The organism is Pseudoroseicyclus sp. CXY001 (assembly GCF_041714655.1).
Taxonomy (GTDB): domain Bacteria; phylum Pseudomonadota; class Alphaproteobacteria; order Rhodobacterales; family Rhodobacteraceae; genus Pseudoroseicyclus_A.
The window spans coordinates 1,123,203-1,133,980 of the sequence record NZ_CP168219.1 but is presented as its reverse complement, the minus strand read 5'-3'; the positions used below and the strand labels follow the sequence as shown (position 1 = coordinate 1,133,980).

Sequence of the window (10,778 nt, the reverse complement as noted above, 5' to 3'; positions counted from 1 at the left end):
ATGGCCCTGCCGCCGGTCAGCCAGCGCCATGCCGGGCGCCTCCTCGCCGAGGAGGTGCCCGTGGCGCTGGTCTTCAACGGCACGACCCAGGCGGTGATGATGGCGACCCCGGCCGATATCGAGGATTTCGCCACCGGCTTCGCTTTGACCGAGGGGCTGGCGACGGCGGAGGAAATAGGCGAGGTCGAGGTGGTGCCGCAGGAGGCCGGGCTCGAGGCGCGGCTCTGGCTGCCCGAGCACCGGGCGGAGGCGATGGCCGCCCGCCGCCGCGCCATGGCCGGCCCGGTCGGCTGCGGCCTCTGCGGCATCGATTCGCTCGATCAGGCCGTCCGCCCCCTGCCCCGCCTGCCCGCCTCGCCGCTTTCGATCAGCGAGGCCGAGGCGGGTGCCGCGCTCGATGCGCTCCGCCAGCTCCAGCCTCTTCATGACGAGACCCGCGCCGTCCATGCAGCCGGCTTCTGGCTCCCGGGCTCCGGCGTGACGGAGGCCCGCGAGGATGTCGGCCGCCACAACGCGCTCGACAAGCTGATCGGCGGGCTCCTGCGCTCGCGCCTGCCCGCCGAGGCCGGCGTGCTCGTGGTCACCTCGCGGCTGTCAGTCGAGATGGTGCAGAAGGCCGTCATGGCCGGCGCGCCGATACTCCTCTCCGTCTCCGCCCCCACGGCCCATGCGGTGCGGCTGGCGGAGGAGGCCGGCCTCACCCTCGTCAGCCGCGCCGGCGGGCGGCTCACGGCCTATTCGCATCCCAACCGTTTCACGGAGGCCCAGCATGCAGAGTGACAAGATTGTCCGCATGGCCAACCAGATCGCCACGTTCTTCGCCTCGCAGCCCGGCGGAGACGCGGCCGAGCGCGTGGCCGGGCATCTGAAGGACTTCTGGTCTCCCCAGATGCGCCGCGATCTCTTCTCCATCGTCGACGGCGGCGGCGACGGCCTCTCGCCCCTCGCCCTCGACGGCGCGCGCCACCTCGCCGCGGGCGATGCTCCGCCGCCCGCAACCAAGGCGCCCCGCAGCCTCTGAGGCAAAGCCCGCCCCGACCAGGTCCCCGAAGCGGGGCGTGCCCCTTGCGGTCATCGGCTCCTCAGCCTGTACCGCGCGGCCACGCTACCCCCATCATGGTTAGCGAACGGTAAACCCCCGCTCCCCTCTTGCCTCTGCCCCTTTCCAAATACCCTTCGGGGGGGTCGCCATTGAGTGCGCCATTGGTTCAAGCACCAATGGCGACGGGGGCAGACAGCCCCCCCGGCCTCTCAGCCAGAATCGCGCCTCAGAGCGGCAGCGCCACCGTCGACTTGATCTCCTCCATCGACAGGAGCGCGGTGACGTTGTGGATCTTCACCTCCGAGATCAGCGCCTGATAAAACGCGTCATAGGCCCGCGCATTCGCCACCCGCACCTTCAGGATGTAGTCGATGTCGCCGGCCAGCCGGTGCGCCTCCTGCACCTCCGGCCTTTCCCTCAAGGCTTTCAGGAACTTCCGCTGCCATTCCGCCTCGTGCTCCGCCGTGCGGATCAGCACGAAGAAGCAGGCCTCGAAGCCCAGCGCCTCGGGGTCGACAAGCGCCACCTGCGCGCCGATGACGCCCGCCTCCTTCAGCTTGCGGATCCGGTTCCAGACCGGGGTCTTGGAGGAGCCCACCGCCTTCGCGATCTCCTCCAGCGGCCGGGCCGCATCGCGTTGCAATTCGGCAAGGATTTTCCTATCGGTCTCGTCAATGCGGAATGCCATTCCGGCTCGCCCTCCGGTTTGGGACATCCGCACCGGCCCGGGTGGGCTGGGGGACATCCGTTCTTATTTCCTGCCAGACGTGGCGCGCGATTGGAACAGCGTTCTATATTCGAGACCAGACGAACGGAGACGCCGCAATGCAGCACTTCCCGATCTATCTCGACCTCGACGCGCGCCGCGTGCTCCTTGCCGGCGGCGGCGAGACGGCGCTCGCCAAGCTGCGGCTGATCCTCAAGACCGGGGCCGAGGTGCATGTCTTCGCCGAGGCGCCGAAGGCCGAGCTCGCCCGGCTCGCGGGCGCCGGCAAGCTGACGCTCCATCGCCGCCGGATGGACGCGGCGGACGTTCCCGGCGCGGCGCTCGTCTATGCCGCGGAGGATGATGCGGCGCTCGATGCCGGCACCGCCGCGCTCGGCCGCGCCGCGGGCGTTCTCGTCAATACCGTCGATGACCTCCACGGTTCCGATTTCATCACGCCGGCCATCGTCGACCGCGATCCGGTGACCATCGCCATCGGCACCGAGGGCGCCGCACCGGTGCTCGCCCGGATGATCAAGGAAGACCTCGAGGCGCGCCTGCCCTCCGAGCTCGGCCTCATGGCCCGGGTCGGCAAGGCCTTCCGCGGCTTTGCCGAGAAACTGCCCATGGGCCGTGCCCGGCGCGACTTCTGGGCGGAATATTACCAGGACGCCGGCCCCCGCCTCGCCGAGGGCGGCGCCCCGGCGCTGGAAGCGGGGCTGGACCGGCTTCTGGCCCGCCACCTCTCCGGCACCGCCCGGGCCGGCCATCTGGACCTTGCGGGCGTCGGCCCCGGCGATCCCGAGCTGATGACGCTCGCCGCCCGCCGCGCACTCGATGCCGCCGACGTGGTGATCCATGCCCCCGGCACCCCCGCCGCCATCCTCGAACTGGCCCGCCGCGAGGCCTGGCAGCACGAGGCGGCGGATGAGGAGAAGGCCCTCGCCCGCGCCGGCAAGGCCGTAGCCCGGGGGCTGCAGGTCGTCTGGCTGGTCCCGGGCTCCGGCGAGGGCGCACTCGCCCGCCGCCTCAGGGCCACCGGCTGGCCGATGCGGCATATTCCGGGTATCGCCACGCCGATCCGCGCCGCCACCCCGGCCAATGCGCCGGCAAGCCCGACCAACAGAGAGACCGCAAGATGAGCCGCCGCTTCACCCCCAAGGTCGTCACCGCCAACGCCCTCCTCGAGGGCGATGCCGTCTGGCTGCGCGCCGACGGCTCCTGGAGCCGCGACATGCACGAGGCGCAGCTCTTCGAGGAGGAAGAGCTGGCGACCGAGGCGCTGACCCATGCGCTCGCCCAGCCCGACCTCGTCGTCGGCGCCTATCTGGCGGATGCCGAGGCCGGCCCCACGGGCCCCGTGCCCACGCATTTCCGCGAGGCGTTCCGCACCCGCGGCCCCTCGAACTACAATCACGGCAAGCAGGCGGAGGCCTGATTCATGTATCGCTACAATGACTTCGACGAAGCCTTCGTCCGTTCCCGGGTTGCGCAGTTCCGCGGCCAGGTCGAGCGGCGCATCGACGGCTCGCTGACAGAAGACGAGTTCAAGCCGCTGCGCCTGATGAACGGGCTCTATCTGCAGCTGCACGCCTACATGCTCCGCATCGCCATCCCCTACGGGACGCTGCGGTCGGAGCAGATGCGCCAGCTCGGCATGATCGCCGAGCGCTGGGACGAGGGCTACGGCCATTTCACCACGCGGCAGAACATCCAGTTCAACTGGCCGAAGCTGAAGGACGTGCCCGACATCCTCGAGGCGCTGGCCGATGTCGAGATGCATGCCATCCAGACCTCCGGCAACACGATCCGCAACGTGACGGCCGACCATTACGCCGGCGCCGCGGCCGACGAGATCGAGGATCCGCGGCCCATCGCCGAACTCCTGCGCCAATGGTCGACCGACCACCCGGAATTCCAGTTCCTGCCGCGGAAGTTCAAGATCGCCATCACCGGCAGCCCCCATGACCGGGCCGTGACCAAGGCGCATGACATCGGCCTCCGCATGGTGCGCAACGAGGCGGGCGAGCCCGGCTTCGAAGTGCTGGTCGGCGGCGGCCTCGGCCGGACGCCGATGATCGGGCAAGTAGTGCGGGAGTTCCTGCCGAAGGCGGACCTTCTGCCCTATTGCGAGGCGATCGTCAGCGTCTACAACCTGCTCGGCCGGCGCGACAACAAGTACAAGGCGCGGATCAAGATCACCGTCCACGAGAACGGCATCGACAAGATCCGCGAGCTGGTGGAAGCCAAGTTCCTCGAGACCCGGCAAGCCTTCGCCGGCGCCGATCAGGAGCTGCTGCGCGAGATCGAGGCGGCCTTCGCTCCCCCGTCCTTCCGGACGGTCTCGCAGGAGGCCTATGACTCCGCCCGCGAGGCGGACCCGGTCTTCCGCGCCTGGGCGGATACTAACCTCGCCGAGCACAAGGCCGAGGGCCACGCCATCGTCACCGTCAGCCTCAAGAAGCCCGGCGACACGCCCGGCGACGCGACGGCCGAGCAGATGCGGGCGCTGGCTGATCTGGCAGACGCCTATTCCTACGGAGAGCTCCGCATCAGCCACGAGCAGAACGTCATCCTGCCACATGTCGCCAAGGGCGACCTGCCGGCGCTGCATGCCAAGCTCAAGGAGATCGGCCTCGCCACGGCGAACCTCGGCCTCGTCAGCGACATCATCGCCTGCCCGGGGATGGATTACTGCTCGCTCGCGACCGCCCGCTCGATCCCCATCGCGCAGGAGATCGCCCAGCGCTTCGAGGAGCTGAAGCTCGAGCATGAAATAGGCGAGCTCAAGCTCAAGATTTCCGGCTGCATCAACGCCTGCGGGCACCACCACGTGGGCCATATCGGCATTCTCGGGCTCGACCGGGCGGGGGTGGAGAATTACCAGATCACCCTCGGCGGCGATGCCACCGAGACCGCCGCCATCGGCGAGCGGGCCGGCCCCGGCTTCCCCGCCGAAGAGATCACCGGCGCCATCGAGCGGCTCGTCCTCGGCTATCTCGAGGTCCGCGACGGCCCGGAGGAGACCTTCCTGCAAGCCTACCGCCGCCTCGGCCCCGCGCCCTTCAAGGCCGCGCTCTATCCGGACAAGCAAGATGCCGCTTGATGCCCCAATCTCCGACCGCGTGGCGGCGCTGAACGCCCGCTACCGGCACCATTCGGCGACGGCGGTTCTGGAGCATGCGCTTCAGGATCCGCAGGTGGGCGAGGTGGCGCTGGTCTCGTCCTTCGGGGCAGAGTCCGTCGTGCTCCTCCACATGATCGCCACCCATCGGCGCGACCTGCCGGTGCTCTTCATCGACACCGAGATGCTCTTCCCCGAAACGCTCGCCTACCAGCAGGAGCTGGCCGAGCGGCTGCATCTGACCAATGTGCAGATCATCAAGGCGGCGGAGGCGGAGATCGCGAAACGCGACCCCTTCGGGCTCCTCCACAAGGGTAATCCCGATGCCTGCTGCGATCTGAGAAAGACCGAGCCGCTGGAGAACGCCCTCTCGGCCTATAGCGCGTGGATCACCGGGCGGAAGCGCTATCAGGGCGGCCAGCGCGTGGCGCTGCAGTTCTTCGAGGAAGAGGCCGGCAAGCGCATCAAGATCAATCCGCTCGCCCATTGGGCGCCGCGCGACGTGCAGGATTACATCGCCGAGAACCGGCTGCCCCGGCATCCGCTGGTCTCGCAGGGCTATCCCTCGATCGGCTGTGCCCCCTGCACCAGCCGCGTCGCCGATGGCGAGGATCCGCGCGCCGGGCGCTGGCGCGGGCAGGAGAAGGACGAATGCGGCATCCATTTCATCGGCGGCAAGCCGGTGCGTGGCAAGGAGACGCCGGAGGTCGAGTTCTCCCCCGAAGGGGTGGAGGTGCTGACCACCGATCCTGAGAGCAAGGCCCCCGAAGCCGACGCCCCGACCGGGGCCAGCGAGGAGACCCAAGTGACCGATACGCAAGAGACCGAGCCCCGCGACAATGTCATCGTCACGGATCGGGGCTTCGGCCCCGACCATTTCAATGCCGAGCCGCTCGACCTCGGCTCCGACACCGATCTCGGCGCCCTGCCCGAGGGCTGGGAACATGCGGCGATGATCCGCATCGCCTTCCCCAGCTTCAACGACGGGCGGGGGTTCACGCTGGCCGCCGGGCTCCGCGCCAAGGGGTTCGAGGGGCGGCTCAGGGCCCGGGGCCATGTGATCGCCGACCAATATGCCATGGCGCGCCGGGCGGGGTTCGACGAGGTGGAGATCTCTCCCGAACTCGCCGAGCGCCAGCCGGAGCCGCAATGGCTGGCCCGCGCCGACTGGCGCGCGCATGATTACCAGGCCCGCCTTCGCGGCCGTCGCCCCGCCGCCTGACGCGCTGTCTGACGCGCCGCCTGACCCGACCCATTGCCGAGAGATCCGATGACCGAACAGACCGCCGTGACCCAAGCCGCCTCGAAGATGGCCCTGCCCGATGCCCAGACCGTCACCTCGGTGCGCCACTACACCGACAGGCTCTTCGCCTTCCGCGTGACGCGGCCCGCCTCGCTCCGGTTCCGCTCCGGCGAGTTCGTGATGATCGGGCTCATGGGCGACAACGGCAAGCCGCTCCTGCGCGCCTATTCCATCGCCAGCCCGAGCTGGGACGAGGAGCTGGAGTTCTATTCGATCAAGGTGCCCGACGGGCCGCTCACCTCGAAGCTCCAGCATATCCAGCTCGGCGATCAGGTGATCCTGCGCCCGAAGCCGGTGGGCACGCTCGTCCATGACGCGCTCCTGCCCGGCAAGCGGCTCTATCTCTTCTCGACCGGCACGGGCTTCGCGCCCTTCGCCTCGCTCCTGCGCGATCCCGAGACCTACGAGCGCTTCGAGGAGGTCATCATGACCCACACCTGCCGCCAGGTGGAGGAGCTGACCTACGGCCGCGAGCTGATCGAGGGGCTGAAGAGCGACGAGATGATGCGCGAGCTGCTGGGCGACGGGCTGGACAAGCTCAAGTACTACCCGACGACCACCCGCGAGGAGAGCCCGAAGATGGGCCGCATCACGACGCTGATCGAGACTGGCGAGCTCTTCTCCGACCTCGGCGTGCCCCCCCTCGACCCCGCGACCGACCGTGCGATGATTTGCGGCAGCCTCGCCTTCAACGTCGACCTCAAGGCGCTCCTGGAGAAGGCCGGACTCCACGAGGGCGCCAATTCCGAGCCGCGCGAGTTCGTGGTGGAGAAGGCGTTCGTCGGCGAGGGGGTTTGAGGGGGCGCCGCTCTGCGCCTGACCGCGCCCCTCCGGCCTAGGGTGGGTTTGTATCCCCCTGCCCTGAAACCTACGCTGATGCGCAAGGCGCTCAGCCCGACCCCATCCGGCCAGCCCTACCCCAGCCGCGTCAGCAGCTCCTCAACGCTCTTCTTCGCGTCGCCGTAGAGCATCCGGCAGTTCTCCTTGTAGAAGAGCGGGTTCTCGATGCCCGAGTAGCCCGTGCCCTGCCCGCGCTTCGAGACGATGACCTCCTTGGCCTTCCAGACCTCCAGCACCGGCATCCCGGCGATGGGGGAGTTGGGGTCGTCCTGCGCCGCGGGGTTCACGATGTCATTGGAGCCGATGACGATGGCGACGTCCGTCTGCGGGAAGTCGTCGTTGATCTCGTCCATCTCGAGCACGATGTCATAGGGCACCTTCGCCTCGGCGAGGAGCACATTCATGTGCCCCGGCAGCCGCCCGGCGACGGGGTGGATGGCGAAGCGCACCTCCTTGCCCTTGGCCCGAAGCCGCCGTGTCAGCTCGGCCACCGGCTGCTGCGCCTGTGCCACGGCCATGCCGTAACCGGGCACGATCACCACGCTGTCCGCCTCCTCCAGAAGCGCCGCGACGGCGGCGGCATCCGTCGCCACCATCTCGCCCTCGACCTCCTGCGCGGGACCCGTGGTGCCGCCGAAGCCGCCGAGGATGACGGAGACGAATTTCCGGTTCATCGCCTTGCACATGATGTAGCTGAGGATCGCGCCGGAGGAGCCGACGAGCGCCCCGGTGACGATCAGGAGGTCATTGCCGAGCGTGAAGCCGATCGCCGCCGCCGCCCAGCCGGAGTAGCTGTTCAGCATCGAGACGACGACGGGCATGTCCGCCCCGCCGATCCCCATGATCAGGTGCCAGCCGATGAAGCCGGCGACGAGCGCCATGAGCAGCATCGTCCATATGCCCGCCCCGCCGGCGTAGAGCACCAGCAGAAGGAGGCAGAGCACCGCCGCGCCGAGGTTGAGCATATGGCCGCCCGGCAGCTTCGTGGGCTTGCCGTCGACCCGCCCCGCCAGCTTGCCGAAGGCGACGACGGAGCCGGTGAAGGTCACCGCGCCGATGAAGATGCCAAGCGCCACCTCGACATGGAAGATCCCGATCTCCATCCCGTCCTTCAGCCAGAGCGTCGCGCCGAAGGCGGTGAGATCCTTGCCGAGGATCAGCGCGTCGAGATCGGCGCCGGAGGCCTTCAGCCCCTCCACCCGGGTCAGCATGATGTCGGCCGAGAGGCCGATGAAGACGGCCGCGAGGCCGACGAAACTGTGGAGCGCCGCGACGAGCTGCGGCATCTCCGTCATCTGCACGCGGCCGGCCACGACCCAGCCGGCATAGGCGCCGGCGGCGATGGCGACGAGGATGAAGAGAAGGTTGTAGACCCCCGGCGCGAAGATCGTGGCGAAGACCGCCACACCCATGCCGGCGATCCCGTACCAGATGGCGCGCTTGGCGCTCTCCTGGTTCGAGAGCCCGCCGAGGGCGAGGATGAAGAGGATGGCCGAGACGATGTAGCAGGCCGAAACGAAACCGATGCTCATGGCGCCCTCCTCAGGATTTCTGGAACATGGCGAGCATGCGCCGGGTGACGAGGAAGCCGCCGACGATGTTGATCGAGGCGATCAGCACCGAGACGAAGGCGAGGATGACGACGATCCAGTTGCCGGACCCGATCTGCAGAAGCGCGCCCAGGATGACGATGCCCGAGATGGCATTCGTCACCGCCATGAGTGGCGTGTGGAGCGCGTGGGAGACCCCCCAGATCACCTGGAAGCCGACGAAGCAGGCGAGCGCGAAGACGATGAAATGGCTCATGAAGCTCGCGGGCGCCACGGCCCCGATGAGCAGCATCACCAGCGCGCCGATGGCGAGGATGGTGATCTGGCTCTTCGTCTGGCTGCGGAAGGCGGCGACCTCCTTGGCCTTCTTCTCCGCCGGCGTCAGCTCCTTCGGCTTCTCCTTCGGGCGGGCGGCGATGGCCTGCACCTTGGGGGGCGGCGGCGGGAAGGTGATCGCGCGATCCTTCACCACGGTGGCGCCGCGGATCACGTCATCCTCCATGTCCTGCACGATGGCGCCGTCCTTGCCGGGCGTGAGGTCGGTCAGCATGTGGCGGATGTTGGTGGCGTAGAGCGTGGACGCTTGCGCCGCCATTCGGCTCGGGTAATCCGTGTAGCCGACGATGATCACGCCGTTCTCGCTGGTGATCTTTTCGTCCCTGACGGTCAGCTCGCAATTGCCGCCGCGCTCGGCGGCGAGGTCGACGATGATCGATCCGGGCTTCATCGCCTCCACCATGTCCGCCGTCCAGAGCACCGGCGCGTCGCGGCCGGGGATCAGCGCCGTGGTGATGACGATGTCCACCTCCGGCGCCAGCTCGCGGAACTTCTTGAGCTGCTTTTCGCGGAATTCGGGGGAGGAGGGCGCGGCATAGCCGCCCGTAGTGGCGCCGTCCGCCGCCTCCTCGAAGTCGAGATAGACGAACTCGGCGCCCATGCTCTCGATCTGCTCGGCGACCTCCGGGCGCACGTCGAAGGCGAGCGTCACGGCGCCGAGCGAGGTGGCGGTGCCGATGGCGGCGAGCCCGGCGACGCCGGCGCCGATCACCAGCACCCTGGCGGGCGGCACCTTGCCGGCGGCCGTCACCTGGCCGGTGAAGAAGCGGCCGAAGTTGCTGCCCGCCTCGATCACCGCCCGGTAGCCGGCGATATTGGCCATGGAGGAGAGCGCGTCCATCTTCTGGGCGCGGGAGATGCGGGGCACCATGTCCATGGCGATCACCGCGGCGCCCTTCTCCTTGGCGCGCTCCATAAGCGCCTCGTTCTGCGCCGGCTGGAAGAGCGAGATGAGAAGCTGCCCCTCGTGAAGACGGTCGACCTCCGCATCCTGCGGGGCGCGGACCTTGACGATCACATCGGCGGCCGAAAACAGCGCGGCGGCATCGGGCAGAACCTCGGCCCCCGCCTCTTCATAGGCGGCATCCGCAAAGCCCGCGGCGCGCCCGGCGCCGGCCTCGATCAGCGCGGCATGGCCGAGCTTGGCGAGATCGCGGACGGAGGCGGGCGTCATCGCCACCCGCGCCTCGCCCGGCTCGATCTCTTTCGGTGCGCCGATCTTCATGAGTGCTCTCCCCCGTCTGAACCCCGTCGGGGCAGGATACTGCCCCACCGGGGGGGCACAAGCCCGGCCTGCGGCGGGATGACATATCGGCCCCATACGCGGGGTCGTGACAGCATGGCCATTGACGGGATGCGTTGATATAAACAGTTAGAGACAATGACCCGTCTGCCCACACATGCCGATACGCTCGAGGTTCGTGACGCCTGCCTGTGCCTGCACGCCCAGCGGGCGGCGCGGGCGCTGGCGCGGCGCTTCGATCTCGCCTTCCGCCCGGTGGGGCTGACCAACGGGCAATTTTCCCTGCTGATGTCGCTGAACCGGCCGGAGCCGCCCCGCATGGGCGATGTCGCCTGGGTTCTGGCGATGGACCGCACGACGCTGACGGCGGCGCTGAAGCCGCTGGAGCGGCGGGGCTATCTGGCCGTCGAGCCCGACGCCACCGACCGCCGCGCCCGGCGCCTGCGCCTGACCGAGGCGGGCCGCGAGGTGCTCGGCCGGGCGCTGCCGATCTGGCGGAGCGAGCACAAGGCGCTGGAGGAAGAGATGGGCCTGCCGGGCCTGCAGCTCTCGCTGATGAAGCTGGCGGCGGCGGCGCAGGTCGAGGAGTGAGGCGTGGGGGCTCTGGCCCCACACCCCCGAGGTATTTTCGGCC

The 10,778-nt window shown here is 68.9% G+C and carries 11 protein-coding genes and 1 pseudogene; 9 read left to right on the top strand and 3 right to left on the bottom strand.

Annotated features, from left to right (window positions below):
• Both fdhD and ACAZ03_RS05620 read left to right on the top strand, forming a co-directional pair.
• Entirely contained in the window at positions 1-780 is a 780-nt protein-coding gene (fdhD, locus tag ACAZ03_RS05625; protein WP_373356414.1) for a formate dehydrogenase accessory sulfurtransferase FdhD, read from the top strand.
• Positions 770-1,021, top strand: a complete 252-nt coding sequence (locus ACAZ03_RS05620; RefSeq protein ID WP_373356413.1) for a formate dehydrogenase subunit delta — start codon at positions 770-772, stop codon at positions 1,019-1,021. Before fdhD ends, ACAZ03_RS05620 begins: the two co-directional genes overlap by 11 nt.
• 247 nt (positions 1,022-1,268) lie before the next feature.
• Here the strand turns inward: ACAZ03_RS05620 and ACAZ03_RS05615 are convergent, their stop codons facing one another.
• Complete coding sequence (locus ACAZ03_RS05615) at positions 1,269-1,730, bottom strand: Lrp/AsnC family transcriptional regulator (RefSeq protein WP_373356412.1); 462 nt, start codon at positions 1,728-1,730, stop codon at positions 1,269-1,271.
• Positions 1,731-1,867: 137 nt separating this feature from the next.
• Between ACAZ03_RS05615 and ACAZ03_RS05610 the strand changes: the two genes are divergently transcribed.
• The 6 genes and pseudogenes from ACAZ03_RS05610 (at position 1,868) to ACAZ03_RS05585 (ending at position 6,973) form a co-directional block, all read left to right on the top strand.
• Complete coding sequence (locus ACAZ03_RS05610; RefSeq protein WP_373356411.1) at positions 1,868-2,890, top strand: siroheme synthase; 1,023 nt, start codon at positions 1,868-1,870, stop codon at positions 2,888-2,890.
• Positions 2,887-3,186 (top strand): DUF2849 domain-containing protein, encoded by a 300-nt coding sequence (locus ACAZ03_RS05605; protein WP_373356410.1) that lies wholly within the window; start codon positions 2,887-2,889, stop codon positions 3,184-3,186. Before ACAZ03_RS05610 ends, ACAZ03_RS05605 begins: the two co-directional genes overlap by 4 nt.
• Before the next feature lie 3 nt (positions 3,187-3,189).
• Entirely contained in the window at positions 3,190-4,854 is a 1,665-nt protein-coding gene (locus tag ACAZ03_RS05600) for a nitrite/sulfite reductase (RefSeq protein WP_373356409.1), read from the top strand.
• Positions 4,844-5,566 (top strand): annotated as a pseudogene (locus ACAZ03_RS05595) (phosphoadenylyl-sulfate reductase); the annotation flags it as partial. The gene ACAZ03_RS05600 and the pseudogene ACAZ03_RS05595, both read left to right, overlap by 11 nt.
• Positions 5,555-6,094, top strand: coding sequence for a DUF934 domain-containing protein (locus tag ACAZ03_RS05590; protein ID WP_373357049.1), 540 nt, complete (start codon positions 5,555-5,557; stop codon positions 6,092-6,094). The pseudogene ACAZ03_RS05595 and the gene ACAZ03_RS05590, both read left to right, overlap by 12 nt.
• A gap of 48 nt (positions 6,095-6,142) precedes the next feature.
• Positions 6,143-6,973: a ferredoxin--NADP reductase gene (locus ACAZ03_RS05585; RefSeq protein ID WP_373356408.1), complete on the top strand. Its 831-nt coding sequence runs from the start codon at positions 6,143-6,145 to the stop codon at positions 6,971-6,973.
• 116 nt (positions 6,974-7,089) lie between these two features.
• On the opposite strand, the gene ACAZ03_RS05580 is transcribed toward ACAZ03_RS05585, so the two are convergent.
• Together ACAZ03_RS05580 and ACAZ03_RS05575 are read right to left on the bottom strand one after the other, a co-directional pair.
• On the bottom strand, positions 7,090-8,547 hold the full coding sequence (locus ACAZ03_RS05580; RefSeq protein ID WP_373356407.1) for an NAD(P)(+) transhydrogenase (Re/Si-specific) subunit beta: 1,458 nt from the start codon (positions 8,545-8,547) through the stop codon (positions 7,090-7,092).
• A 10-nt stretch (positions 8,548-8,557) separates the two neighbouring features.
• Positions 8,558-10,126 carry a Re/Si-specific NAD(P)(+) transhydrogenase subunit alpha gene (locus ACAZ03_RS05575; protein WP_373356406.1) on the bottom strand — a complete coding sequence of 523 codons (1,569 nt, stop codon included), beginning with the start codon at positions 10,124-10,126 and terminating at the stop codon, positions 8,558-8,560.
• A 156-nt stretch (positions 10,127-10,282) separates the two neighbouring features.
• On the opposite strand from ACAZ03_RS05575, the gene ACAZ03_RS05570 reads away from it, so the two are divergent.
• The gene (locus tag ACAZ03_RS05570; RefSeq protein ID WP_373356405.1) at positions 10,283-10,735 is read left to right on the top strand and encodes a MarR family winged helix-turn-helix transcriptional regulator; all 453 of its coding nucleotides are present in this window, start codon (positions 10,283-10,285) and stop codon (positions 10,733-10,735) included.
• Positions 10,736-10,778: the final 43 nt, after the last annotated feature.

Bases quoted from the DNA above. Each gene is read 5' to 3' on its own strand.
- ACAZ03_RS05615 (WP_373356412.1), bottom strand. From the start codon at position 1,730: ATGGCATTCCGCATTGACGAGACCGATAGGAAAATCCTTGCCGAATTG.
- ACAZ03_RS05580 (WP_373356407.1), bottom strand. From the start codon at position 8,547: ATGAGCATCGGTTTCGTTTCGGCCTGCTACATCGTCTCGGCCATCCTC.
- ACAZ03_RS05570 (WP_373356405.1), top strand. From the start codon at position 10,283: ATGACCCGTCTGCCCACACATGCCGATACGCTCGAGGTTCGTGACGCC.
- ACAZ03_RS05575 (WP_373356406.1), bottom strand. From the start codon at position 10,126: ATGAAGATCGGCGCACCGAAAGAGATCGAGCCGGGCGAGGCGCGGGTG.
- ACAZ03_RS05610 (WP_373356411.1), top strand. From the start codon at position 1,868: ATGCAGCACTTCCCGATCTATCTCGACCTCGACGCGCGCCGCGTGCTC.
- fdhD (WP_373356414.1), top strand. From the start codon at position 1: ATGGCCCTGCCGCCGGTCAGCCAGCGCCATGCCGGGCGCCTCCTCGCC.
- ACAZ03_RS05600 (WP_373356409.1), top strand. From the start codon at position 3,190: ATGTATCGCTACAATGACTTCGACGAAGCCTTCGTCCGTTCCCGGGTT.
- ACAZ03_RS05605 (WP_373356410.1), top strand. From the start codon at position 2,887: ATGAGCCGCCGCTTCACCCCCAAGGTCGTCACCGCCAACGCCCTCCTC.
- ACAZ03_RS05620 (WP_373356413.1), top strand. From the start codon at position 770: ATGCAGAGTGACAAGATTGTCCGCATGGCCAACCAGATCGCCACGTTC.
- ACAZ03_RS05585 (WP_373356408.1), top strand. From the start codon at position 6,143: ATGACCGAACAGACCGCCGTGACCCAAGCCGCCTCGAAGATGGCCCTG.